The sequence below is a fragment of the Ramlibacter agri genome (assembly GCF_012927085.1).
In the GTDB taxonomy this organism is placed as follows: domain Bacteria; phylum Pseudomonadota; class Gammaproteobacteria; order Burkholderiales; family Burkholderiaceae_C; genus Ramlibacter; species Ramlibacter agri.
Map to the genome: position 1 here is coordinate 681,775 of NZ_JABBFX010000003.1, position 24,188 is coordinate 705,962.

The 24,188-nt window shown below is 69.5% G+C and carries 26 protein-coding genes; 22 read left to right on the top strand and 4 right to left on the bottom strand.

Annotated features, from left to right (window positions below; translation table 11 throughout):
* The first annotated feature begins 3 nt into the window (after window positions 1–3).
* The 9 genes from HHL11_RS27760 to HHL11_RS27800 are packed head-to-tail and all read left to right on the top strand — an operon-like array spanning window position 4 to window position 8,505.
* Window positions 4–966, top strand: coding sequence for a Bug family tripartite tricarboxylate transporter substrate binding protein (locus tag HHL11_RS27760; protein WP_169421844.1), 963 nt, complete (start codon window positions 4–6; stop codon window positions 964–966).
* 13 nt (window positions 967–979) lie between these two features.
* Entirely contained in the window at window positions 980–1,846 is an 867-nt protein-coding gene (locus HHL11_RS27765; RefSeq protein WP_169421845.1) for an amidohydrolase family protein, read from the top strand.
* On the top strand, window positions 1,843–2,892 hold the full coding sequence (locus HHL11_RS27770) for a CapA family protein (protein WP_169421846.1): 1,050 nt from the start codon (window positions 1,843–1,845) through the stop codon (window positions 2,890–2,892). The genes HHL11_RS27765 and HHL11_RS27770 overlap by 4 nt, the downstream gene beginning before the upstream one ends.
* 15 nt (window positions 2,893–2,907) lie before the next feature.
* Complete coding sequence (locus tag HHL11_RS27775; protein ID WP_169421847.1) at window positions 2,908–3,735, top strand: aspartate/glutamate racemase family protein; 828 nt, start codon at window positions 2,908–2,910, stop codon at window positions 3,733–3,735.
* 4 nt (window positions 3,736–3,739) lie between these two features.
* Window positions 3,740–4,696: a Bug family tripartite tricarboxylate transporter substrate binding protein gene (locus tag HHL11_RS27780; protein ID WP_169421848.1), complete on the top strand. Its 957-nt coding sequence runs from the start codon at window positions 3,740–3,742 to the stop codon at window positions 4,694–4,696.
* A gap of 22 nt (window positions 4,697–4,718) precedes the next feature.
* Window positions 4,719–6,128, top strand: coding sequence for an MFS transporter (locus tag HHL11_RS27785; RefSeq protein WP_169421849.1), 1,410 nt, complete (start codon window positions 4,719–4,721; stop codon window positions 6,126–6,128).
* 57 nt (window positions 6,129–6,185) lie between these two features.
* Window positions 6,186–6,968 carry an SDR family NAD(P)-dependent oxidoreductase gene (locus HHL11_RS27790; RefSeq protein WP_169421850.1) on the top strand — a complete coding sequence of 261 codons (783 nt, stop codon included), beginning with the start codon at window positions 6,186–6,188 and terminating at the stop codon, window positions 6,966–6,968.
* Window positions 6,968–7,618, top strand: coding sequence for a DUF4286 family protein (locus HHL11_RS27795; RefSeq protein ID WP_169421851.1), 651 nt, complete (start codon window positions 6,968–6,970; stop codon window positions 7,616–7,618). The genes HHL11_RS27790 and HHL11_RS27795 overlap by 1 nt, the downstream gene beginning before the upstream one ends.
* 26 nt (window positions 7,619–7,644) lie before the next feature.
* A complete protein-coding gene (locus tag HHL11_RS27800; RefSeq protein WP_169421852.1) occupies window positions 7,645–8,505 on the top strand; it encodes a LysR substrate-binding domain-containing protein in 861 nt (286 codons plus the stop codon).
* A gap of 112 nt (window positions 8,506–8,617) precedes the next feature.
* On the opposite strand, the gene HHL11_RS27805 is transcribed toward HHL11_RS27800, so the two are convergent.
* Complete coding sequence (locus HHL11_RS27805) at window positions 8,618–9,586, bottom strand: Bug family tripartite tricarboxylate transporter substrate binding protein (RefSeq protein ID WP_169421853.1); 969 nt, start codon at window positions 9,584–9,586, stop codon at window positions 8,618–8,620.
* 194 nt (window positions 9,587–9,780) lie between these two features.
* Here HHL11_RS27805 and HHL11_RS27810 point away from each other — a divergent pair, with 194 nt between their 5' ends.
* From HHL11_RS27810 to prpF, 4 genes are read left to right on the top strand one after another with little or no spacing between them, the layout of a single operon-like run.
* Window positions 9,781–10,752, top strand: a complete 972-nt coding sequence (locus HHL11_RS27810) for a Bug family tripartite tricarboxylate transporter substrate binding protein (protein ID WP_169421854.1) — start codon at window positions 9,781–9,783, stop codon at window positions 10,750–10,752.
* Complete coding sequence (locus HHL11_RS27815) at window positions 10,749–11,684, top strand: hydroxymethylglutaryl-CoA lyase (protein ID WP_169421855.1); 936 nt, start codon at window positions 10,749–10,751, stop codon at window positions 11,682–11,684. The genes HHL11_RS27810 and HHL11_RS27815 overlap by 4 nt, the downstream gene beginning before the upstream one ends.
* Window positions 11,671–12,852, top strand: a complete 1,182-nt coding sequence (locus HHL11_RS27820; RefSeq protein WP_169421856.1) for a CaiB/BaiF CoA transferase family protein — start codon at window positions 11,671–11,673, stop codon at window positions 12,850–12,852. The genes HHL11_RS27815 and HHL11_RS27820 overlap by 14 nt, the downstream gene beginning before the upstream one ends.
* Window positions 12,849–13,991, top strand: coding sequence for a 2-methylaconitate cis-trans isomerase PrpF (gene prpF / locus HHL11_RS27825; RefSeq protein ID WP_169421857.1), 1,143 nt, complete (start codon window positions 12,849–12,851; stop codon window positions 13,989–13,991). The genes HHL11_RS27820 and prpF overlap by 4 nt, the downstream gene beginning before the upstream one ends.
* 3 nt (window positions 13,992–13,994) lie before the next feature.
* On the opposite strand, the gene HHL11_RS27830 is transcribed toward prpF, so the two are convergent.
* Window positions 13,995–14,891, bottom strand: coding sequence for a LysR family transcriptional regulator (locus HHL11_RS27830; RefSeq protein WP_169421858.1), 897 nt, complete (start codon window positions 14,889–14,891; stop codon window positions 13,995–13,997).
* A gap of 96 nt (window positions 14,892–14,987) precedes the next feature.
* On the opposite strand from HHL11_RS27830, the gene HHL11_RS27835 reads away from it, so the two are divergent.
* A complete protein-coding gene (locus HHL11_RS27835) occupies window positions 14,988–15,626 on the top strand; it encodes an NAD(P)-dependent oxidoreductase (RefSeq protein WP_169421859.1) in 639 nt (212 codons plus the stop codon).
* Here the strand turns inward: HHL11_RS27835 and HHL11_RS27840 are convergent.
* Complete coding sequence (locus HHL11_RS27840; RefSeq protein WP_169421860.1) at window positions 15,620–15,811, bottom strand: type 2 periplasmic-binding domain-containing protein; 192 nt, start codon at window positions 15,809–15,811, stop codon at window positions 15,620–15,622. The two genes, HHL11_RS27835 and HHL11_RS27840, sit on opposite strands and share 7 nt — an antisense overlap.
* Before the next feature lie 17 nt (window positions 15,812–15,828).
* A complete protein-coding gene (locus tag HHL11_RS27845; protein WP_169421861.1) occupies window positions 15,829–16,536 on the bottom strand; it encodes a LysR family transcriptional regulator in 708 nt (235 codons plus the stop codon).
* Window positions 16,537–16,568: 32 nt separating this feature from the next.
* Here HHL11_RS27845 and HHL11_RS27850 point away from each other — a divergent pair, with 32 nt between their 5' ends.
* The 8 genes from HHL11_RS27850 (at window position 16,569) to HHL11_RS27885 (ending at window position 24,186) form a co-directional block, all read left to right on the top strand.
* On the top strand, window positions 16,569–17,483 hold the full coding sequence (locus HHL11_RS27850) for a LysR family transcriptional regulator (protein WP_169421862.1): 915 nt from the start codon (window positions 16,569–16,571) through the stop codon (window positions 17,481–17,483).
* 93 nt (window positions 17,484–17,576) lie between these two features.
* Complete coding sequence (locus HHL11_RS27855; protein WP_169421863.1) at window positions 17,577–18,758, top strand: CaiB/BaiF CoA transferase family protein; 1,182 nt, start codon at window positions 17,577–17,579, stop codon at window positions 18,756–18,758.
* A gap of 10 nt (window positions 18,759–18,768) precedes the next feature.
* Window positions 18,769–19,710, top strand: a complete 942-nt coding sequence (locus HHL11_RS27860; RefSeq protein ID WP_169421864.1) for a hydroxymethylglutaryl-CoA lyase — start codon at window positions 18,769–18,771, stop codon at window positions 19,708–19,710.
* Window positions 19,711–19,727: 17 nt separating this feature from the next.
* Window positions 19,728–20,684: a Bug family tripartite tricarboxylate transporter substrate binding protein gene (locus HHL11_RS27865; RefSeq protein ID WP_169421865.1), complete on the top strand. Its 957-nt coding sequence runs from the start codon at window positions 19,728–19,730 to the stop codon at window positions 20,682–20,684.
* Between the two features lie 73 nt (window positions 20,685–20,757).
* Window positions 20,758–21,330 carry a carboxymuconolactone decarboxylase family protein gene (locus HHL11_RS27870; protein ID WP_169421866.1) on the top strand — a complete coding sequence of 191 codons (573 nt, stop codon included), beginning with the start codon at window positions 20,758–20,760 and terminating at the stop codon, window positions 21,328–21,330.
* Window positions 21,327–22,151: an amidohydrolase family protein gene (locus HHL11_RS27875; RefSeq protein WP_169421867.1), complete on the top strand. Its 825-nt coding sequence runs from the start codon at window positions 21,327–21,329 to the stop codon at window positions 22,149–22,151. The genes HHL11_RS27870 and HHL11_RS27875 overlap by 4 nt, the downstream gene beginning before the upstream one ends.
* 9 nt (window positions 22,152–22,160) lie before the next feature.
* Window positions 22,161–23,129 carry a phosphoglycerate dehydrogenase gene (locus HHL11_RS27880; protein ID WP_169421868.1) on the top strand — a complete coding sequence of 323 codons (969 nt, stop codon included), beginning with the start codon at window positions 22,161–22,163 and terminating at the stop codon, window positions 23,127–23,129.
* 88 nt (window positions 23,130–23,217) lie between these two features.
* A complete protein-coding gene (locus HHL11_RS27885; RefSeq protein ID WP_169421869.1) occupies window positions 23,218–24,186 on the top strand; it encodes a Bug family tripartite tricarboxylate transporter substrate binding protein in 969 nt (322 codons plus the stop codon).
* Window positions 24,187–24,188: the final 2 nt, after the last annotated feature.

The window sequence follows — 24,188 nt, forward strand, 5'->3', positions numbered from 1 at the left end:
CGCATGCGCTTCCTGCTCCAGCTCGCGGCGCTTGCATTGGGCGCCCTCGTTGCCAACGCTCCCGCGCGAGCGGAGGCCTATCCCGACAAGCCCATCCAGCTGATTGTGCCCTTCGCCGCCGGCGGCTCGGTGGACTTCATTGCCCGCCAGCTGGCGCTGCAACTGCAGAAGGACTTTCCCAAGGGCGTGGTGGTGGTCAACCGCGCGGGAGCGTCGGCCACCATCGGCACGCGCGCCATCGCCACCGCCGCGCCGGACGGCTACACCATCGGCCTGATCAACATCGCGCACGTGTCCAACCCGGCGCTGGGGCCGGTGCCCTACGACCCCATCAAGGACTTCGCGCCCATCGCGTTGGCCACGCGCATCCCGTCCATGCTGATCGTGCACCAGTCCTTCCCGGCCAACACGGTGAAGGAACTGATAGACATGGCGAAGGCCAAGCCCGGCGCACTCAGCTACGGATCCGTGGGCCTGGGCACGTCGAACCACTTGCCGATGGAGCTGCTGCTGAACATGACGGGCGCGAAGATGCTGCACGTTCCCTACAGCAGCACCGGCGGGCTGAATGCCGACTTGCTGGGCGGCCAGGTGCCCATCGGCTTCACCACCGTGCCTACCGGCGTGGCGCGCATCAAGACCGGCAAGGTCAAGGCCCTGGGTGTCGCCAGCCCGAAGCGGCTGGCGGTGCTGCCCAACGTGCCGGCCATCGCGGAGACGGTTCCCGGCTTCGAGTTCGCGGATTGGAACGCCGTGGTGGCACCGGCGGGGACGCCCCCCGAGATCGTCGCGCGCCTGCACGAAGAGGTGATCAAGGCCATGCATGCGCCCGAGTTCCGCCAGCGCATGGACGAATTCGGCGCCGAGGTCGTCGGCAGCACGCCGCAGCAGCTGGGCGAGTTCCTGCACGCCGAACTGGCCAAGTGGGACCGCGTGATCCGCGAAGCCGGTATCACGAAGCATTGAACGGGAGGACGGATTGTTCATCGTCGACGCGCAGGTCCACGTCTGGGCCGCCAACACGCCCGAACGGCCCTGGCCGGTCTACCCGGGCAACACCGAACCCAACAAGCCGCACTATCCCGAGCCGCTGACGCCGGACAAGCTGGTGACGTGGATGGACGCGAACGGCATCGCCCGCGTCTACCTCGTGCCGCCTTCGTGGGAAGGCGAACGCAACGACGTCGTTCTGGCCGGGGCGCAGAAGCATCCGGACCGCTTCCGTGCGATCGGCCGCCTCGATGTCGATGCGCCCGATGCACGCCAGCAGGTGGAGCGTTGGATGGAGCAGCCCGGCATGGCCGCCATGCAGCTGACCTTCCACAAGCCCTACTTCGTCGCGCTGCTGGAAGAGGGCCGGGCCGACTGGCTGTGGCCGATCGCCGAGCGCAAGGGAATCCCGATCAACGTTTATTTGCAGCAGCGGCACCTGCACCTGCTGGATCGCGTCGCAGAAAGGCATCCGGGCCTGCGCTTCCTCGTCAACCATTGCGCCATGACCGGGACGAAGAAGGACGCCGATGCCTTCGAGGAATTTCCCAAGCTGCTGGCGCTGGCGAAGCGGCCCAACGTGGCGGTCAAGGCGAGCTGCCTGCAGTTCTATGTGACGGAGCAGTACCCGTTCCCGTCGCTGGTGCCCTACGTGCGCCAGCTGTACGACGCCTTCGGGCCCAAGCGCATGTTCTGGGGCACGGACCTCACGCGCCTGCCCTGCACCTGGAGCCAGGCCCTGCGCTTCTTCCTGGAGGAGATCCCCTTCCTCAGCGCGCAGGACAAGGAATGGATCATGGGCCGCGCCATCACCGAGTGGCAAGGCTGGCCCGCCGTCGCGAAGGACAAGCCATGACGCAAAAGCTGGTGCTGGCCGGTGACACCAACCTGGTCGGCGTGTTCGAGCCGGGCGTGCCTTTCGCGCGCCTCGCGGAAGAATTCCACGCCGCCGATTTCACTTTCGCCAACCTGGAGTGCTGCCTGTACGAGCCGCCGCGCGATGCCGGCGGCACGGCGACGCAGGACGGCTACTTCGCGCCGCCCGGCCCGGCCGGCGAGGCCTTGAAGCTCGCTGGCATCCAGGCCGTCGGCATCGGCAACAACGTCGTCTATGGCGACGACGCGATCCTTTCCACCGTCGCCGGGCTCGATGCGCTGGGCATCCTGCATACCGGCGCGGGACGCAATGCGGCTGCCGCGCGCGCGCCGGTGATCCTCGAGCGCAATGGGCTGCGCGTGGGTTTCCTGCAGCGCACCGCGGTCTACTGGCCCAGCAACCACGAAGCCAAGCGCGACCTCCCCGGCGTCGCGGCCATGCGCGGCAACACCGCTTACCAGCTGCCGCTGCACAAGACGCGGCCGGGCATGACGGCCTGCAACCGGCCCGGGCTGCCGCCGGTGATCGTCACCTGGATCGACCCGCCCTACCTGAAGTCCTTTCGCGAGGAAGTGGCGGCGCTGCGCGCGCAGTGCGATGTCCTCGTCGCCTCCTGCCACTGGGGCTGGAAGCAGGACGTGCTGGAGTACATGACGGAGTGGGCCCACGCGGCCATCGATGCCGGCGCGGACATCGTGCTGGGCCACGGCCCGCACTACATCCTGCCGGTAGAGGTGTACGCGGGCAAGCCCGTGTTCTACGGCCTGGGCAATTTCTCCTTCAACGTGCGCGGCGACGGCTCGAAGGCTGGCGACTGGCTGGGCACTTTTGCCCGCGTGGAACTGGAAGACAAGGCGCTGAAGCGCGCCACGCTGCAGTTCATCCGCCACGACGAACGCAACCTCACCGTGCCGCGCACGCCGGCGCAGGAAGCCGCGGGGCTGCAGGACCTGGTCGAGCGCAGCGCCGCGCTTGGCGCGCGCCTCACGCCGCGCGGCGACGAGATCGAGATCGAACTGAATTAAGGAGCAGCGACAACAATGGCCATGAAGATCTGGCACCAGAGTTTCACCACCCTGGCGCGCGTCCCCGAGTACAACGAGAAGCTGCGGGCCCACATCCGCAAGGTGGTGCGCCCCGACACCGAGGTGGTGGTGCACGGCACGCATGCCGGCACGCACGGCCACAAGAAGGGCGACGGCCCGAGCACCGACGTCGGCTACGCCTACTTCCAGGCGCTGCATTCGCACCAGTTCGCCTACGCGGCGATGCTTGCGGAAGAGGGCGGCTCCGACGGCTTCGCCATGGCCACGCTGCCGGAGCCGGGCATCCGCGAGATGCGCAGCCTGGTGTCGATTCCCGTCGTCGGCTACGGCGAGGCGTCGATGACGATGGCCTTGCACCTGGGCCAGAAGTTCGGCGTGCTCCTGTTCATCAAGGAGATGATCTCGACCATCGAGGCCAACATCCGCCGCATGGGCCTGCAGGACCGCTGCGCCGGCATCCGCTACGTCGGCTTCCCGTCAGGTGCGGTGCTGCCGACCAAGCAGGCGCCGCAGGAAGTGCTGGACATCTTCCACGAGAACGCGCGGGCCCTCATCGCCGAAGGCGCGGACGTCATCATCCCCGGCGAGGCGCCGTTGAGCCTCTTGCTGCACGGCGCCGGCATCGCGCGCGTGGACGACGTGCCGGTGATCGAGAGCGTGGCCGCGGTGCTGAAGACGGTGGAGACCTTGGTGGACATGAAGCGGCAACTGGGCACCTGGCGCTCCACGCGCGGCTACTGGCAGGCGATCCCGCCGCGCGAGCGGGTCAAGGAACTGGCCGACCTGTATGGCGTGTCCAGGCTGTTCTCCAGCCAGGAGTGAGGCCATGATCCGCGCCCTGCTGGCCGTCGCCCTGGCCCTGTCCGCCGCCGCTGCCAGCGCCGATGGCTGGCCCGAACATTCGATCAAATTGATCGTCCCTTCGGCCGCCGGCGGCAGCGTCGACCGCCTTGCGCGATCGCTCGGCGACCGCCTGTCCAAGCGGCTCGGCCAGCCCGTGGTGGTGGAGAACCGCGCCGGCGCCGGTGGCGCCATCGCCACCGAGGGCGTCGCCACCTCGAAGCCGGACGGCTACACGCTGCTGCTCGGGACCATCGCGGGCCTGGCCACCAACGTGAGCCTGGAGCACCTGCGCTACGACCCGCTCAAGGACTTCGCGCCGATCTCGCTGGTGGCCACGCAGGACTTCGTGCTGTGCGTCGGGCCGCAGGTGCCGGCCAATTCGGTCCAGGACGTGCTGGCGATGGCCCGCGCCAAGCCGCGCAGCGTCGCCTACGCCAGCGCGGGCCGGGGCACCGGCAGCCATCTTTCGGGCGAGCTGCTCGGGCAGATGGCCAAGGTGCAGCTGCTGCACGTGCCTTACAAGGGCATGTCGCAGGCGACCACCGATGTCGTCGGCGGCCAGGTGCCCATCGTCTTCTCCAGCCTCGCCAGCGCGCAGGCGCTGGTGGCGGCGAACAAGCTGAAGGCGCTGGCCGTCACCGGCCGCAAGCGCGCGCCCATGTTCCCCGGCGTGCCCACCCTCGCGGAGAGCGGCGTGAAAGGCTATGAATCCTCCACCTGGTACGGCCTGGTGGCGCCGGCGGCCACGCCCGCGCCAGTCTTGCGCAAGCTTGGGGAGGAGGTCCGTGCCATACTGAAGGATCGCGACCTGCAGAAGACGCTGGACGACGAGGGCATCGTCCTCGTGGGCAGCGACGCGCAAGGCTTCCACGACTTCATGAAACACGAGATCGACAAATGGCGTACTGTCGCCCGCTCGGCCGGCCTGAAGGCCGAGTGAGGTCTGCCAGACGGGGCGCCTGATGGACCAGCAGCTCCGCTACCGCCTGGTCCCCCTCATCGTCGCCTGTCCGCTGTTCCTGCAGAACCTGGACACCACCGTGATGGCGACGGCGCTGCCTGCCATCGCGCACTCCCTGCAGGTCCAGGTGCTGGACCTGAACCTCGCGATCACTTCCTACCTCCTGAGCCTGGCCATCTTCCTGCCGGCCAGCGCCTGGCTGGCGGAGCGCTTCGGCGCGCGGCGCGTCTTCTGCGCCGCGGTGCTGCTGTTTTCCATCGGCTCGGCGCTGTGCGGCACGGCGCAATCGCTGGGGCAGCTGGTGGTCTGGCGCCTGGTGCAAGGCATAGGCGGCGCCATGATGGTGCCGGTGGGCCGCACCATCCTGCTGAATTCCGTGCCGCCTTCGCAGATGGTGCGCGCCATGGTGTGGTTCACGATTCCAGGCGCGTTCGGGCGGCTGGCCGGGCCGCTGTTCGGCGGCGCCATCGTCACGGTGGCTTCCTGGCACTGGATCTTCCTGGTCAACATCCCCTTCGGCGTGCTCGGCGTGGCGCTGGCGCTGTGGTTCATCGACAAAGACCAGCCGACGGCGCCCAGCGGCGGCTTCGACTTCGTCGGCCTGGCGCTGCTGGCCGTGGCCTTCGGCGGCCTGTTGGGCGGGCTGGAGATGGTGGGCAAGGCGCTGCTGCCCGGGCCGGCCATCGCGGCGATGCTGGCCGCCGGCCTGTTGACACTGGGCATTTACCTGCGGCGCAAGGCGGAGCATCCGCTGCTGGATTTCGGCGTGCTGCGCTTCAAGACCTTTCGCATCTCCCTGGTCGGCGGCTTCCCGATCCGGGTGGCGATCGGCGCCGCGCCCTTCCTGCTGCCCTTGATGCTCCAGATCGGCTTCGGCCTGTCGCCCATGGAGTCGGGCCTGATCACGATGGCGACGGCGCTCGGCTCGCTCGCTACGCGCGCCGCACTGCGCCACGCCATCCACGCTGCCGGCTTCCGCATGCTGCTGATGATGTCGGCCGTGCTGGCGGCCGCCTGCTACGCCGCCTGCGCGCTGTTCACGCCGCAGACGCCGCATCCGCTGATGTTCGTGCTGCTGCTGCTGAACGGGCTGTGCACTTCGATGACCATGGTGTCGCTGAACACGCTGGGCTATTCGGACATCCCGCCGGCGCGCGCCGGCCACGCGGCCGCGATGTCGGCCATGGGGCAGCAGCTGTCGCTGGCGCTCGGCGTGGTGGCCGGCGCCAGCCTGGTGTCGCTGGCGAGCGTGCTGCACGGCGGCAGCCCGCAGCAGCTGCATGCGCGGGACTTCCCGCCGGCCTTCCTGTTCGTCGCCGTGCTGGCGCTGGCCTCCGGCTACGCCTTCCGCAAGCTGCGGCCGGAAGACGGGGCGGAGCTGCGTGAACCGAAGAAGCATCACGCCGCCTGATGCGCGGCATCAGCAGCCGTGCATGCATGCGGGCCGCTTTCGCCCGATGATGGCGCCATGAAGCCTACCCGCCTCCTCGCGAATTCCCTGGCCCCGCAGGCCGCCGGCCCCGTGGCCCTCGTCACCGGCGCGGCCGGCGCCATGGGCGCGGCCATCGCCACCCGCCTGGCGCAGGACGGCCTGCGCGTCGTGCTGGTCGACATCGAAGGCGACCAGTGCCTGGCCCTCGGCGCGCAGTTGCGCGCGCTGGTGATCGAGGCGGACCTGTCGCGGGTCGAGTCGGCCGGCGAAATCATGCAGCTGGTCGAGGCGCATGCCGGCGGCGTCGACCACGTCGTCAACAACGCGGGCCTGAACCGGCCGCAAAGCATCTTCGAGCTGAAGCCGCAGGACTGGGACGCCGTGATGGCCGTCAACCTGCGCGCGCCGGTGCTGCTGTGCCAGGCGGCGATTCCCTCGTGGGAAAAGCGCGGCGGCGGCAGCGTCGTCAACATCGGCTCGCGCGTGTGGCTGAGCGGCGCCATCCCGGCCTATACGGCGTCCAAGGCCGGCATCGTGGGCCTGACGCGCTCGATGGCGGTGGAACTGGGCAAGCTGAACGTGCGTGCGAACGCGGTCGCGCCCAGCTACGTCGACACGCCTTTCACGCGCATGAATCGTCCGGCCGAAGAGATCGAGCAGCGCCAGCAGAGGGTGATCGGGATGACGCCGCTGGGTCGCGTGGGCACCGCCGAAGACATCGCCAATGCGGTCGCCTTCCTGGTTTCGTCCAACGCCGGCTTCGTCACCGGCGAGGTGCTGCACGTCTGCGGCGGCGCGCAGCTGGCGGCGAGAAGCTGATGGCCCTGCACGGCTCAGCCTTCCTCGCGCTGTTCAACGACTTCGACCCGGCGCGGGACGAGGAATACAACGAATGGCATTCGCGCGAGCACGTGCCCGAGCGCCTCAGCGTGCCCGGCATGCTGCGCGCGCGCCGCTACGTGAACCGCGCGGACGCGCAGTTCCCCTACTTCACGCTGTACGAGATGGACTCGGCGGACGTGATGCTCTCGCAACCCTACCTGTACCTCCTGGACCATCCGACGCCGTGGTCTGCGAAGATGCGGCCGTCCTTCCGCCAGTTCCTGCGCATTCCCTGCCGCGGCATCGCGTCGGCGGGCGAAGGCCAGGCGGGCAACATCGCGGTCTTCGTGTTCGAAGGCGGTGGCGAAGCCGAGTGGGCCGCGCTGTGCGAGCGGGCTGCGAAGCTGCCCGGCATCACCGGCGTCCATGCCGGCCGGCAGGACCCGGCGCTGCGCGGGCCCGCCGTGGCCGCGGCACAGGCCTTGTCGGACACGCCGACCTATGTGTTGCTGCTGGAAGCGCAGGAGGCGCACTGGCTGGCGAAGCATCGCGCCACGGTCGAAGCGGGACTTCCGGGGTTGCGGCTCGTGAGCAGCCGTGAATACCAATTGATGCACGTCCTGACCCAAGGCCGCCCGGCGCAATAGGCCGACCGCCGCGCTAGCATCGCGGCATGCAGACCCCACGCAGCCGCACCGCCGACCTCGACCTGCTGCGCGTCTTCGACGCGCTCGTCCGCCTGGGCAGCTTCACGGCTGCGGCGAAGGCGCTGTCGCGCACGCAGTCCGCCGTCAGCATGCAGATCAAGCGGCTGGAGGAGCAGCTGGGCGCGCAGCTGGTGACGCGCGGCACGCGCCGGCTGGCGGCCACGCCCGCAGGCCTGCAGCTGCTGCCGGTGGCCCGCGAGATGCTGGCGCTGAACGAGCAGCTGTTCAGCGAGACCGACCCGCAGGAGGTGGCGGGCACCATCAGCATCGGCACCGCGGAGTACTACGGCGTGCACGTGCTGCCGGCGCTGGTGGCGGAGTTCTGCCGCAGCCATCCGCGCATCCACGTCGCCATCCACACCGGAATCGGCTGGGTGATGCGGGCGGAGCTGGGGACGCGCTTCGACATCGTGATCGGCCATGGCGCGGTCGGCGCCGCGGAGGGCACGCGCCTGCACGAGACGCGGGTGCTGTGGGCCACCGGACCGGACCCGGAGCTGCACAAGCAGCGCCCCTTGCCGCTGGCGGTGAACCCGGAAGGCGCGGTGCTGCGCCGCTGGGCCACCGCCGCCCTGGACCAGGCGGGCATCCCGTGGCGGATCGCCTATACGAGCACCAGCGCCGCGGGCCTGGAGTCCGCAGTGCGCGCGGGGCTGGCGATAGGCGCTTTCACCGAGGCGACCTTGTCGAATCGCCTGAGGGCGCTGGGGCCGGAAGACGGCATGCCGGCGCTACCCGATGCGGAGTTGTGGCTGGCCGTGGCGCCGGCCCGGCCGGCGGTGGAGTTGATGGAGGCTTTCCTGATCCACAAGCTGCGGGGGGCGTGAGAACTGCCGGACGCAAAAGACGCAAAGGTTCCGCAAAGGTCGCAAAAGAACATCTTGGATTTCTTTTGCGACCTTTGCGTACTTTCGCGACCTTTGCGTCCGGCTGTCCGTTTTAGTCCAGGCGAATGTTGTTGCGCGTGATGATGTCGCGGTACAGGGCCGAGTCGCTCTTGATGCGCGCGGCCAGGCCCTTGGCGCTGGTGTCGTCGACCTTCCAGCCTTGCAGCAGCAGCTTCTGTCGGATGTCGCGGTTGTTCAGGATCTTGTCCAGTTCCGCGCTCAGGCGCGCCTGGTTGGCGGCCGGCATGGAGGCCGGCGCCATGATGGCGTTCCACACCTCGATGTTGATGCCCTTCACGCCGATCTCGCCCAGGCTGGGCAAGGTGGGCGCCATCGGGCTGCGCTTCTCGGAGCTGACGAACAGCGCATCGAGCTTGCCGCTGTCCACCAGCGGCTGCACGGTCGAAGGCGGCAGCAGCGCCATCTGCAACTGGCCACCGAGCAGGTTGGTGATGATCTGCGGCGCGCCGGCATAAGGCACGTGCACCGGGTTGATGCCCAGCGGCCGCTTCAGCAGTTCCATGCCCAGGTGCGTGCCCGAGCCGGCGCCGGAGGAGCCGAAGTTGATCTTGTCGCCCTGTGCGCGAGCAAAGTCGATCAGCTTCTGCGGCGTCGACAGGCCCAGCGACTTGGGCGCCACCATCACCAGCGGGCCGGAGGCGACCATCGCGATCGGCGCGAAGTCCTTGGCCGGGTCGTAGCCCAGGCGGGAGTACAGGTAGGCAGAGCTGGTGAGCGGGCCGTTGCCGATGATGGCGATGGTGTGGCCGTCGGTGGCGCGGGCCAGCGCCTCGGCGCCCAGGTTGCCGCTGGCGCCCGGGCGGTTTTCCACCACCACCGTCTGGCCGAGGGCCTTGGACAGCGGCTCCGCGAGCAGGCGCGCCTGCATGTCCGGCGAAGAGCCGGCCGGGTAGCCGACGATGAAGTGGATCGGCTTCGTGGGCCAGCCCTGGGCGAAGGCCGACAGCGAGGCGAACAGGGCGGCACCGAGGATCAGGCGGCGCAGGGCGCGACGGGGCATGCGTTGTCTCCAGTTTGTGGCGCCATTCTGGGGCAAGCGCCCGGGCGTGCGTTTCGCCGTGGTGATGCGGGGTATTGCGGGGCGTGATGGAGCGAGGCATCTCCGCCGGAGAACACTCGCTTGCCCGACGGCCAACCCTCTGCCGGGACCTTGTCCCTAAAGTCGCTGGCTGCAACAGCAAGGAGACAGAACAAATGCAGTCTTTCACCCGAGCCGCGCTCGCGCTCGCATTCGCCGCCACGGCCGGCGCCTCCCTCGCGCAGTCCTACCCGTCCCGCCCGATCCGGCTGGTGGTTCCCTACACCGCCGGCGGCAGCGCCGACGTGATGGGCCGAGCCATCGGCCAGTACCTTTCCATCGCGCTGAAGCAGCCGGTGATCGTCGACAACAAGCCCGGCGCCGACGGCCTGATCGGCGCCGACGCGGTGGCGAAAGCGCCCGCCGACGGCTACACCTTGCTGTTCGGGCCGAACGCGCTGTATTCGATCTTCCCGCAGATGCACCCCAAGGCGCCGATGAACGTGCGCCGCGACCTGGAGCCGGTGGCGGGCGTGACCTCCGCGCCGATGGTGATGGCCGTGACCGCCACCTTGCCCGCGAACACGGTGCCCGAACTGATCGCCTATGCGAAGGCCAACCCGGGCAACGTGAGCTTCGGCTCCGCCGGCAACTCCTCGCTGCAGCGCATGATCGGCGAGAGCTTCGCGCTGGGGGCCGGCCTGAAGATGATCCACGTGCCCTACAAGGGCACCTCGCAAGCCGCGACCGACCTGGCTTCGGGCCAGCTGAAGGTGCTGTACGGCAGCACCACCAGCATCGACCCGCTGGTGAAGGCGGGCAAGGCGCGCATCCTGGCCGTCACGTCCAGCAAGCGCTTCCCTGTCGTAGCGGAACTGCCTTCGATCGGCGAATCGGTGAAGGCGTGGCCGGACCTCATCACCTTCCAGGGCATCTTCGCGCCCAAGGGCACGCCCAAGGAAGTCGTCGACCGCATTGCCAGGGAAGTGATCGCGGCGAGCCACACGCCGGAGTTCCAGCAGGTGCTGAAGGCCAATGCCTTCGCGGCCAAGGCGGAGGACGCAACGGCTTTCCGCGCCTCGCTGGAGCGCGATTACGAAACGATGGCCCGCGTCATCCAGGCCGCCAACATCCAGCCGGAGGAGTGAGCGTGCCGGACGTCCGTGTCATCGAAGTCGGCCTGCGCGACGGGCTGCAGATGGTCAAGGCCATCCTGCCCACGGCCAGCAAGCTCGCGTTCATAGCCGCCGCCTACGCGGCTGGCATCCGCGAAATGCAGATCGGCTCCTTCGTGCCCGCCAGCCGCATGCCGCAGTTCGCCGACACGCCGCAAGTCGTGGACTACGCGCACCGCTACGCCGGCCTGCACGGCGCGGTGATGGTGCCGAACATCAAGGGCGCGCTGGCGGCGCTGGAGGCCGGGGCGGACCAGCTGAACCTGCCGGTGTCGGCGAGTGCGGCGCATTCGCAGGCCAACGTGAAGACCACGCCCGACCTGATGATCTCGAACGTGGCCCGTGTGCGCGAGCTGCGCGACGCGCAGCCGGAAGGCCGGCGACCCAGGATCAAGGTGGGCCTGGCCACGGCTTTCGGCTGCACCTTGCAGGGCGAGGTGCCGGAAGCGGAAGTCGAGCGGCTGGCCATCGCCGCCATTGCGGCGGGCGCCGACTCGGTGTCCCTCAGCGATACGACCGGCTACGCCGATCCGGCCAAGGTGCGGCGTCTCTTCAACCGGGTGCGTGCCGCTGCGGGCGACCAAGTCGACACCGCGCACTTCCACGACACGCGCGGGCTGGGCCTGGCCAACGTGGTGGCCGCGCTCGATTGCGGCATCCGCCGCTTCGACGCTTCGCTGGCCGGACTGGGCGGCTGCCCGCACGCGCCCGGCGCGAGCGGAAACATCGTCACGGAGGACCTGGTCTTCATGCTCCAGAGCATGGGCCTGGACACCGGCATCTCCGTGGACCAACTGCTGGCCATGCGCGCGCTGCTGCGCGATGGCCTGCCGGAAGAGCCCTTGCAGGGCAGCCTGTGGAAAGCGGGCGTGACGAAGACATACAGGGAGCATGCGAATGGCTGAGGGCCCGCTGAAGGGAATCCGCGTCGTCGAACTGACGCACATGGTGATGGGGCCGACCTGCGGCATGGTGCTGTCGGACTTCGGCGCCGACGTCATCAAGGTCGAGCCGGTGGGCGGCGACAAGACGCGCACCTTGCGCGGGCTGGGTGCGGGCTTCTTCCGCACCTTCAACCGCAACAAGCGCAGCGTGGCGCTGGACATGGACAAGCCCGAAGGCATGGAGGCGCTGCACCAGCTGCTGGCCACCGCCGACGTCTTCGTCGAGAACTTCCGCCCGGGGCGCATGGGGGAGAGTGGCCTGGACTACGCGAGCCTGTCAAAACGCTACCCGCGCCTGATCTGCGTGTCGCACAAGGGCTTCCTGCCCGGGCCCTACGAGCACCGCAAGGCGCTCGACGAGGTGGTGCAGATGATGTCCGGCCTGGCCTACATGACGGGCCCGCCGGGCCGGCCGCTGCGCATGGGCGCTTCGGTCAACGACATCATGGGCGGCATCTTCGGCGCGCTGGGCGTATTTGCCGCGCTGCGCGAGCGCGAGCAGACCGGCCGCGGCCTCGAAGTGCAGAGTGGCCTGTTCGAGAACTGCGCCTTCCTGGCAGCGCAGCACATGCAGCAGTACGCGAAGACGGGCGTGGAGCCGCAGCCGATGCCGGCGCGGCACCATGCCTGGGCGGTGTACGACGTGTTCGAGGCGCGCGATGGCCAGGTCTTCATCGCTGTCGTCAGCGACGGCCAGTGGCGCAGCTTCTGCGAGTTCATCGCGCGGCCGGACCTCGGCGCGGACGACCGGCTGCAAAGCAACAACGACCGCGTGACGGCGCGGCCCTGGCTGATGCCGCAGCTGCGCGAGATCGTCGGCGCCATGGACGTGGCCGACCTGAAGCGTGAACTGGATGCGCGTGGCATCCCCTACGCGCCGATCGCGCGTCCGCAGGACCTGTTCGAGGATCCGCACCTGAAAGCCAGCGGCGCGCTGGGGCGCCTGCGCTCGGACGACGGGCAGGAGTCGCGGATTCCGCTGCTGCCGCTGACCTTCGGCGGGCGGCGGCTCGGGCAGGAGGCTCGCATCGCTGCCCTGGGCGAGCACACCGGCGAAGTGCTGGCCGAACTGGGCTACGACGGCGCGGCCATTGCGCGCCTTCAGGCCGAGGGCACGGTGCGCGCATGAAGATCCGCGCCACGTGGATGCGCGGCGGCACCAGCAAGGGCCTGTTCTTCCGTGCGCAGGACCTGCCCGCCGAGCCCGCGGCGCGTGACCGCATGCTGCTGCGCGCCATGGGCAGCCCCGACCCCTACGGCACGCAGATCGACGGCCTGGGCGGTGCGACGCCCAGCACCAGCAAGGTCGTGCTGGTGCGGCAGAGCCGGCGCGAGGACTGCGACGTCGAATACCTGTTCGGCGCCGTGTCCATCCGCGAGGCGCGCATCGACTGGAGCGGCAATTGCGGCAACCTCACGGCAGCCGTCGCGCCTTTCGCCATCGCGCAGGGCCTGCACAGGCCGGCCGCGGAGGGCACGGTGTGCGTGCGCATGTGGCAGGACAACATCGGGCAGCGGATCCTGACGCACGTGGCCGTGCGCGCGGGAGAGGTGGTGGAAGAGGGTGCTTTTGCGCTCGATGGCGTCGCCTTTCCGTCGTCCGAGATCCGCTTGGAGTTTCTCGACCCGGGCGCCGACCCCGAGAGCGGCGGCGGGCCGTTGTTCCCGACGGGGCATCTGTCGGATCTCTGGGAAGCGCCGGGCTTCGGGGTTTGTGCGATCACGCTGCTGACCGCAGGCGCGCCCACGCTGTTCGTGCGGGCGCAGGATCTCGGCCTGTCTGGCAGCGAACTGCAGTCGCAGCTGGAGGTGGCCAAGGCGGCGCGCGAAGCGCTGGTCACCCTGCGCCGCCGGGCGGCGATGCTGCTGGGGTTGGCCGCAAGCGAAGCGGAAGCGGATGCCGCGAGTCCCCACGTCCCGCGCGTCGCCTTCGTCGCACCGCCGCGGGACTACCAGGCCTCGGGTGGCAAGGCAGTTCGTGCGGACGAGACCGACCTGGCCGTGCGCATCCTGTCCCTCGGCCGGCTGCATCAGGCGATGACGGGAACGGGAGCAGTTGCGCTCGCGGTGGCAGCGGCAGTGCCTGGAACCGTCGTGGCGGAAGCTGCAGGAGGTGCGCGCGAGTCCGTGCGCTTCGGCCATCCTTCCGGCGTGCTGGAAGTCGGTGCCAGCGTGCGCCGCGGCGATTCCGGCGAATGGCAGGCGACCCGCGTCGTCATGAGCCGCAGTGCGCGGCGCCTCATGGAAGGCGAAGTCTTCGTCCCCTGAGGCTCATGCCAGCGCCGCCTGCAGGTGCTCGCGGTAGCTCTCGACAAAGGCCCGCGCGGCCCCCGACACGTGCCGGCCGGGCGGGTACACGGCGTGGATGCCGCCCTTGGGCAAGGACCAGGACGGCAGCAGGCGGACCAGCTTGCCTTCGCGCACCAGTGGCAGCACGGAAGGGTGGTCCAGCACGGAAACGCCAGCCCCTTGTTCCAGCAGCGCACGCAGCGTGGAAGTGGAGTCCACCTGCAGGCGCGAGCGCACCCGCACCGACTCCTTCTTCCCGCGTGCCGACGCGAAGGTCCAGGTGAGCGGGCTGCGCAGCAGGGTCAGGTGGATCCAGTCATGCTCGGCGAGGTCCGCCGGCCGGCGCGGCGCGGGTTTCGCTCGCAGGTAAGCCGGCGAGGCCACCACCCATTGCTCGAACTCGGCCAGCTTCGTCGCGCGCTCCGACGAATCGCGCAGGTGGCCGAGGCGGATCGCCACGTCGATGCCGCCGGCGACGAGGTCCAGCACGCGGTCGGCCGCGAACAGCTCGATGCGCAGCCCGGGATGCGCAGCTGAAAAGCGAGCCAGCGGCGCGGCCAGCGACATGGCAGCCTGTTCGACCGGCGCGGTGATGCGCAAGTGGCCGGTGAGGAGCTGGCGCGAGGACGCCGCGCCGGCCAGCGCTTCGCGGACGGTGCGCAGCGGCGCCGCCGCCGCGTCGAACAGCTGCTGCCCCGCCTGCGTCAACTGCACGCGGCGGGTGGTGCGCACGAACAGGTCGACCCCGAGTTGCGCCTCGAGTTGCCGCACGCGCAGGCTGACGGCGGACTTCGTCATGCCCAGCCGGTCCGCGGCGGCCGTGAAGCCGCCGGCTTCCGCCACCGCCGTGAACACTGCCAGGGGGTCGAGGCTGTCCATGATTGTCGAGTTTTCCGAAACAGAGCTTGCTGGAATGGCCAGTTTATCGATCCAGTGATGCCGCCCACAATTGCGGCATTCCCTCAGGAGCACTCCATGAACATCACCTTGATCGGCGCCTCCGGCTTCATCGGCACCGCGATCCGCAACGAAGCGCTGGCCCGCGGCCACCACGTGAAGGCGCTGGTGCGCAAGCCGGAGCAGGTCCCGGCCCAGGCCAAGCTGCAGGTCGAGCGCGCCGACGTGTTCGACAGCGCCGCGCTGGCGCGACAACTGGCGGGCAGCGATGCGGTGATCAGCGCCTTCAGCGGCCACAGCCACGGCGACATTCACGCCGACTACGTGCGCGGCATCGAGTCCATCGTCGCAGCCACGAAGGACGCCAAGGTGCCGCGGCTGCTGGTGGTCGGCGGCGCCGGCAGCCTGTACGCCGCACCCGGCCTGCAGGTGGTGGATGCGCCCGACTTCCCGGAACAGTGGAAGGCCTCCGCGCTGGGCGCGCGCGACGCCCTGGAGTTGCTGCGACAGAGCAAGGGCCTGGACTGGTCGATGCTGAGCCCGGCCGCCGTCATCGCGCCCGGCGAACGCACCGGCAAGTTCCGGCTCGGACGCGACGACCTGCTGGTCGACGCTTCCGGCCAGAGCCGCATCTCGCTGCAGGACTACGCGGTCGCGATGATCGACGAACTGGAAAAGGCCGCGCACCGCGGCCAGCGCTTCACGCTCGCCTACTGAGCTTCCCGCGCCGCGCCGAGCGCGCGCAGGTGTTCCAGCAAGCGGCCCGCCACTTCGGACAGCGGCTTGTCCGCATGCACGCAGACCACCACGTTGCGCGTGGCCCAGGGCTCGGCCAGCGGCACCATGCGCAGCTTGAGCGCCTGCGCGGGAATGCCCACGGCCCGGGACGACAGGATCGCCACGCCCAGGTTGGCCGCGATCAGGTGGCAAGCGCGGCCTCGTAGGTGCTGACGTGCGAGCGGTAGCGCAGCTTGCGCCCCTTGCGCGCGGCCAGGCCGGCCAGGAAGGTCTCCATCCGGCTGCCGGGCTGCAGGCCGACCAGGTCGTGCGCCATCACCTGGTCGAAGTCCACGGCGGCCTCGTTGGCCAGCGCGTGGTCGTCGCGGCACACCAGCACCAGTTCGTCGCGGCTGTACGGGTACTGCCGCACGCCGAACAGGTCCACCGTGGACAGGCACACGCCGAGGTCGGCCGCGCCTTCGCGCACACCTTGCGCCACGGCCGAACTCACGCGCTCCTGCAGGTCCACCCGCACGTTCGGGTGCTGCAGCATGAAGGCGGTGACGTCCTTGGGCAGCAGTTCGACCATCGAGGAGATGTGCGCCCAAAGCCGCACATGGCCGCGGGCGCCCTGGCCGTATTCCTCCAGTTCCGCTTCCAGCAGCGTGGTGCTTTCCAGGATGCGGCGCGCGTGCTCCAGGAAGGCCTGGCCGGCGGCGGTGGGCTTGACGCCGCGGCCGCCGCGCACCAGCAGCATGACGCCGGCTGCGCTCTCCACCTCCGCGATGCGCTTGCTGACGGCGGAAGGCGCGATCGCCTCGCGCTCGGCGGCCTTGGTGATGCTGGCTTCGTCGCACACAGCGACGAACAGCTTCAAGGTGGTGAGGTCGGGGCGCCATCCGCTCATGCGGCGGATGATGCCAGAGTACGATCGCCGCCATGCCCACCTGGAGACCCGACCTCCTTTCGCTGCGCCTGTTCGTCGCCGCCTGCGAGGAGGCCAGCATGGCGCGCGCGGCCGAGCGCGAAGCCATCGTGCCGTCGGCGATCAGCAAGCGCATCGCGGAAATGGAAGAGGCCACCGGCGTGCCGCTGCTGGTGCGCGGCGCGCGCGGCGTGCGGCCCACGCCGGCCGGCACGGCGCTGCTGCATCACGCGCAGCAGATCGTGCGCAGCGCGGAGAAGATGCAGGCCGAGATCGCCGAGTTCGCCCAGGGCGTGCGCGGCCACGTCCGGCTGCTGGCGAACATCTCCTCGATCGTGGAGTTCCTGCCGCGCGACATGAGCGCCTTCATGGTGGCGCATCCGCAGATCCGCATCGACCTGCAGGAGCGCGTCAGCGCCCAGATCGCCGAAGGCGTGCGTGAAGGCCAGGCCGAACTGGGCATCTGCCTGGCCAGCGTCGACCTGAGCGAGCTCACGGTACACCCATATGCCGTCGACCACCTGGGCGTGGTGGTGCACACCGCGCATCCGCTGGCGGCGCGCGAATCGGTGCGCTTCGAGGACACGCTGGAATTCGACTTCGTCGCGCTCAGCCCGGACAGCGCCACCACGCGCCGGTTGTCGGCGCTCGCAGCGCGGCTGGGCCGCACCATCAACCACCGCATGTACGTGAGTACTTTCGAAGCAGCCTGCCACATCATCGCGGAGAACCTGGCCATCGGCGTGCTCGCGCACGACGCGGTCAAGCCTTTCCAGCCCGCGCTGGGCCTGCAGGTGGTGCGGCTGGAGGACGACTGGGCCAGGCGCGAGATCGTGCTGGTGCACCGCGACGAGTCGCTGCTGACGCCGCCGGCCCGGGCGCTGGCGCGCCACCTGCAGGAGCGGGTGGCGGCGCGCGGCAGGCGCTAGCCGTTCTGGCCGGGCATCGCAGCGGTGCCCAACGATCAATCCACGCGCAGGCTCGCGCTCCTATTCTTGCTCCTGCATTCAGGAGACAGGCAGATGGACAGCACGGGGCCGCTCGCCGGCATCAAGGTCCTCGATTTCGGGCACATGGTGATGGGACCTTCCTGCGGGCTGGTGCTGGCCGACCTCGGTGCCGAGGTCATGCGCATCGAGCCGCCGCAGGGCGATCCCACCCGCAAGCTCAAGGGTTTCGGCCTGGGCTTCTTCACGTACTTCAATCGCAACAAGTCGAGCGCCCAACTGGACCTGAAGCAGGGCGAGGCGAGCCAGGAGGTGATGCGGCGCGCGCTCGAATGGGCGGACGTGGTCATCGAGAACTTCGCGCCGGGCGTCATGGCCAGGCTGGGCCTGGGCTACGAAGACGTGGCGAAGGTCAACGCGCGCATCGTCTACTGCTCGCTCAAGGGCTACCTGCCAGGCCCCTATCAGGACCGCCTGGCACTCGACGAGGTGGCGCAGATGATGGGCGGCATGGCCTACATGACCGGGCCCGCGGGAACGCCGCTGCGCGCCGGCGGCTCGGTCGTCGACATCACCGGCGGCGTGTTCGGCGCGGTCGGCATCCTGGCCGCCCTGCGCGAACGCGAGCGCACCGGCCGCGGCCAGCTGGTCGAAAGTTCGCTGTTCGAGTCGGCGGCCTTCTACACCGGCCAGCACATGGCCTACTTCTCCATGTCGGGCGAGACGCCGAAGCCGATGCCCACGCGCAGCCACGTCTTCACCGTCTACGACCTGTTCAAGACCGCCGACAACGACGTCTTCGTCGGCGTCACCAGCGAGCAGCAGTGGGATCGCTTCTGCCAGGAGTTCGGCTTGGCCCACCTGAAGGCGGATCCCGAACTGGCGACGCAAGCCGATCGCCTGAAGGTGCGGCCGCGCGTGATCGCCGCGGTCGCCGAGGTGTTCGCGGGCCTGTCCGCCGACGACATCGTCGAACGCTGCGCCGCCGCCAAGCTGCCCGCCGCCAAGGTGAACCGCCCCGACCAGCTGCTGGACGACCCGCACCTGAAGGCGAGTGGGCAACTGCTGCCCACCACCTTGCCGGACGGCCGCACGGCGACCTTGCCGGCGCTGCCCTTCAAGATGAACGGCCACAACCTGGGCATCCGCCAGCAGCCGCAGCCCGCGGGCCGGCAGACCCACGGCTTCCTGCGCGCGCTCGGTTATTCCGACGCCGAGATCGCAGGCCTGGCGCAGGCCCAGGTCATCCCGTCCTGAAGGAAAAGAGATGAGCGACATCCCGAAGAAGGTCCACATCCGCGAGGAAGGCCCGCGCGAAGGCTTCCAGATCGAGCCCGGCCCCATCAGCACGGCCGACAAGATCGCCTTGATCGACGCCCTCTCCGACACCGGCGTCGACCACATCCAGACCGTTTCCTTCGTCAACCCGAAGGCGGTGCCGGGCTGGGCCGATGCCGACGCAGTCGTGCGCGGCATGAAAAAGAAGGACGGCGTCGAGTACACGGCGCTGTGGTTCAACGAGCAGGGCCTGCAGCGTGCGCTGGCGCACCAGGACAAGCTGCACGTCACCGGCGCGCTGATCGGCTCGGCCTCCGACGTCTTCTGCAGGAAGAACCTGAACCGCTCGATCGCGGAACACACGGAGGTGATGCGCAAGCAGGCGGCTTCGCTGGTGGCCAACGCGGTGCCGATCCGGCGCGTGGGCGTGATGGCTGCCTTCGGCTGCAACTACTCGGGCGAGGTCAGCGTGCAGCAGGCGCTGGAGGCGGCTGAAACGGGCATGAGCATTGCCCGCGAAGCCGGCGCCCGCATCGAGGAGATCACGCTCGCCGACAGCATGGGCTGGTGCACGCCGGCGCGCACCGAGCGGCTGGTCGGCGCCTTCCGCGAGCGCTGGCCCGAGGTGGAGCTGATCCTGCACCTGCATGACACCCGCGGCATGGGCGTGGCCAGTGCGCACGCGGCGCTCAGGATGGGTGTCACCAGCTTCGACAGCACGGTGGCGGGCCTGGGCGGCTGCCCCTTCGCGGGCCGGCCCGGCGCCACCGGCAACATCGCCAGCGAGGAGCTGGTGCTGCTGTGCCACGAGATGGGCATTGAAACCGGCGTCGACCTCGAGGCGCTGATCGAAGTGGGCCGCATGGCGGAGCGCCTGGTGGGCCATCCGCTGCCCAGCACCTTGCTGCGCTCGGGCAGCTACCAGACATAAACAGGAGACGTGTGACCATGATTCGCCGAACCCTTCTCGCCTTGCTCACCGGTCTCGCGGTGGCAGGGGCAGCCTCAGCGCAAGGCAGCTGGCCCTCCAGGCCGATCCGCGTCATCGTGCCTTACCCGCCCGGCGGCCCGGTGGATTCGATCGCGCGCTTCCTCGTGCCGGGTCTGAGCAAGGAGCTCGGCCAGCCCATCGTCGTCGACAACCGGGCCGGCGCGGCCGGCCTGATCGGCGTCGCCGCCACCGTGAACGCGGAGCCGGATGGCTACACCTTCGGCATCGGCGCGCTCGGCCACTTTGCCGTGCAGCCGCACGTGGGCAAGGTGCCTTACAAGCTGGAGGACGTCAACTACGTCACCCTGATGACCCAGAGCCCGCACGTGTTCATCGTGAATCCGGCGCAGGGCTACCCGGACCTGAAGTCGGTGATCGAGGCTGCCCGCAAGGCGCCCGGCAAGCTGAATTACGGCTCGCCCGGCTCGGGCAGCAGCACCCACCTGGATGGCGAGCTGTTGCAGCAGGAAGCGAAGATCGAGATCCAGCACGTGCCCTACAAGGGCGGCCCGGCGGCCGTGACCGCGATGGTCGGCGGCGAAGTCCAGCTGCTGTCGGTGGAGGTCTCCGTCGGCATGAGCGTGCAGCAGAAGGTGCGCATCGCCGCCGTCATGGCGGACAAGCGGCTGCCGCAGCTGCCCAAGGTGCCGACCATGGTGGAACTGGGCTACCCGAACGTGGTGTCGAGCTCCATGTACGGAATGATCGCGCCGAAGAACACGCCGCGCGAAATCACCGAGAAGTTCCGCCTCGCCGTCATCCAGGCGCTGAACGCGCCCGAGGTCAAGAGCCGCCTCAATGCGCAAGGCCAGTCCGTCGTCACCGGCACCCCGGAGGAATTCCGCAAGCTGATGGAAGCCGAGTCGGCGAAGTGGGGCTCGATGATCAAGGCGCGCAACATCAAGGTCGACTGACATGCCGATCGGCGCAAGTCAGGGTTGCGCCCGCCCGGCTGCCATTGCGCCGGGCGCTGCCTATCATGGTCCCATGCCCCGTCTTCCCCTGTTCCCCACCGCTTCCATGGACCCGGCCCAGCAGGCCGTCCTGGACAAGATCCTCTCAGGCCCGCGCGGCAAGATCCAGGGCCCGCTGCGCGCAGCCCTGCACAACCCCGAGCTGGCCGACAAGTGGCAGGCGCTCGGCGCGCTGCTGCGCTACGGCACTTCGCTGCCGCCGCGTCTTTCCGAGATCGCCATTCTCGTGACCGGCCGCGCGTGCCGCTCGCCCTTCGAGTGGTATGCGCACCGCATCGAAGGCGAGAAGGCCGGCCTGGAGCCCGCCTTCCTCGCAGCGCTGCTGGCGCAAACCGAGCCGGCCGGCATGTCCGAGGACGACGCAGCCGTCTGGCGCTACTCGGTCGAACTGAACGCGCACAAGTCGGTGTCCGATGCCACCTATCGCGCGGCGCTGGCGCGCTTCGGCGAGAAGGGCGTCGTGGAACTCACCGCGCTGGTCGGCTACTACACGATGGTGGCGATGACCCTCAACTGCCACGAGATCCCGCTGCCCGAAGGCGTGGCGCCGGCTTTCGCGCTGCCGCAGCAGGAGGAACTGAAGTGACCGCCGACGCCCTGGATGCGGGCGGCTGGGACTGCCACGCCCACCTGTTCGGCCCTTACGAGCGGTTCCCGCTCGCGGCCGACCGCAGCTACACGCCGCCGGAAGCGGTGGAGCCGCAGTACCTGGCCTTGCTGCGCCGGCTCGGCCTCACCAACGGCGTGCTGGTGCATCCCAGCGCCTATGGCGACGACCACTCGCTGCTGCTCCACGCGCTGGCCGCACAGCCCGCGCTGCGCGGCGTCGTCGTGGTTCGACCCGGCAGCCCGCTGCCGCTGGCCGGCTTGCGCGAACGCGGTGTGCGCGGCGCGCGCTTCAGCCATCGCAGCGGCGCGGGCGCCAACTTTGCCGGCAGCGCGTCCTTCCAGGACCTGCAGGCGCTGGCGCCGCAGCTGGCCGATGCCGGCCTGCACGCCGAGCTCTGGACCGATTGCAAGGCGCTGCCGGAAATCGCCGACGAGCTCTTGAAACTGCCCGTGCCGGTGGTGATCGACCACATGGGCGGCTTCGACGTGAACGCCGGCGTCGATGAACCCGGCTTCCGCACCTTGCTGCGCCTGCTGGAAAGCGGGCAGGTGTGGGTGAAGCTGTGCGCCTACCGCAACCTGCTGAACGTGCCGGACTGGGAAGCCGGCCGCGCGTTCCAGCAGGCGATGGTGGCTGCCAACGCCGAACGCCTGGTGTGGGGCAGCGACTGGCCGCACCTGCGTGTGACGCCGGCCCCGGACGCCGTGCAGCTGCTCGACATGTTCATGGATTGGGCCGGCAGCGATGCCGTGGTACGGCAGGTGCTGTCCGCCAATCCGGAGCGCCTTTACAGCTAAGGATTGCAAATGGGTCTGGGAAAAGTTCTGGTCACGGCCGCTTCGGTGAAGGGCTGCGAACCCGCGCTGCGGTTGATGCGCGAAGCGGGCTGCGACGTCCACCTGGCGACGTCGCCGCAGCCGCTGGACGAGAACTGGCAGCTGGAACAGACGCGCGACGTCGCCGCCCTGGTGTTCGCGATGGAGCCGGTGTCGGCGCGGCTGCTGGAGAACGCGCAAGCGCTGAAGATCATTGCGCGACCCGGCGTCGGCTATGACACGGTCGACGTCGCCGCCGCCACCCGGCGCGGCGTGGCGGTGACCATCGCCGAAAGCACCAACCACGAGAGCGTGGCCGACTTCACGCTGGGCCTGCTGCTGATGGCGGCGCGCGGCATGCTGCCCTGCGCCAACAGCGTGCAGCAGCATGGCTGGGACCGAGTCACCGGCACTGAAGCCTGGCGCAAGACGCTGGCGATCGTCGGCCTGGGGCGAATCGGCAAGGCGGTGGTGAAGCGCGCCCAGGGTTTCGACATGCGCGTGCTGGTGGTCAGCCGCAGGCGCGACGAGGACTTTGCGCGAAGCCATGGGGTCGAGTACGTGGACCTGGACACGGCGCTGCGCGAGGCCGATTTCCTGTCGCTGCATGCTCCCTTGACGCCCGAGACGGCCAACCTGCTCGACGCCGCCGCGATCGCGAAGATGAAGCCGGGCGCCTACCTGGTCAACACCTCGCGCGGCGGGCTGGTCGACGAGGAAGCGCTTGCCGCCGCGGTGCGCAGCGGCCGGCTGGCCGGCGCGGCTGTCGACGTGCTGCGCAGCCAGGGCGCCAACAGCCCCAGCCCGCTGATCGGCGTGCCGGGGATCATCGTCACGCCGCACATGGCGACGCTGTCGCGCGAGTCCATGGAGCGGGTCGCGATGTCGGTCGCTCGCGCAGTGGTCGCGCGGCTGCGGGGCGAGCGGCCGGCCGGCCTGGTGAATCCGCAGGTGGCCTGAGAGCAAAGCAGGTATGACGCCGCGGTTCTATCGCGCCGCCGCGGCGCCGCCCAGAATGGCGCGACAAGAGAAGAACAGGAGACAAGGCATGAAGAGGCTGCTGTGCGCCTGGATGGCGCTTGCCTGCACGTGTTTCGCGACCCAGGCGGGCGCGCAGGACTTCCCCCGCCAAGCGATCAAGCTGATCGTGCCTTTCGCTGCCGGCGGACCCGCCGACACGCAGGCACGCTGGGTTGCCACGAAACTCGCCGCGGCCCTGGGCCAGCCGGTGGTGGTGGACGACCGCGGCGGCGCGGGCGGCATCGTCGGCACGCAGGCGGTCGTGAACGCGGCGCCGGACGGCTACACGCTGCTGTTCTCCTCGGTGGGCGCGATTGCCATCGCGCCTTACCTGATGTCCAAGGTGCCTTACGACCCGGCGACGGCACTGGCGCCCGTGATCCGCGTCGCGACCGCTCCCACGGTGCTCGTGACGAGCGCGAACTCGAAATACCCGGACCTCGCCGCGCTGGTGGCGGACGCCAAGGCGCGCCCCGGCAAGGTCAGCTTCGCCAGCGCCGGGCCCGGCACGACCACGCAGCTCGGCTCCGAACTGCTGAAGCGCGAAGCCGGCATAGACATGGTCCACATTCCCTACAAGGGCGCAGCGCCGGCCATCACCGACGTGATCGCCGGCACGGTGGACGTGATGTTCGCCGATGCGCCGGTGGTGCTGCCCTTCGTCAAGAGCGGCAAGCTGCGGGCGTTGACCATAGGCACGCCGAAGCGCGCGTCCGCCTTGCCCGACGTGCCGACCACCGCGGAGGCCGGGCACACGGGCGTGCTGGTCTCGACCTGGTACGGCGTGCTGGCGCCGGCGAAGACGCCGCCGGCCGTCGTCAAGCGGCTGAACACCGCGCTGAACAACATCCTGTCCTCGCCCGACGCGGTGGCCTTCTTCGGCAGCCAGTCGGTGGACATCAACGGGGGCTCGCCGGAGGAATTCGGCAGCTTCATTGCTTCGGAAGCGAAGCGCTGGACGGCGCTGGCGCGGGACGCCGGCGTCAAGATGGATTGAGC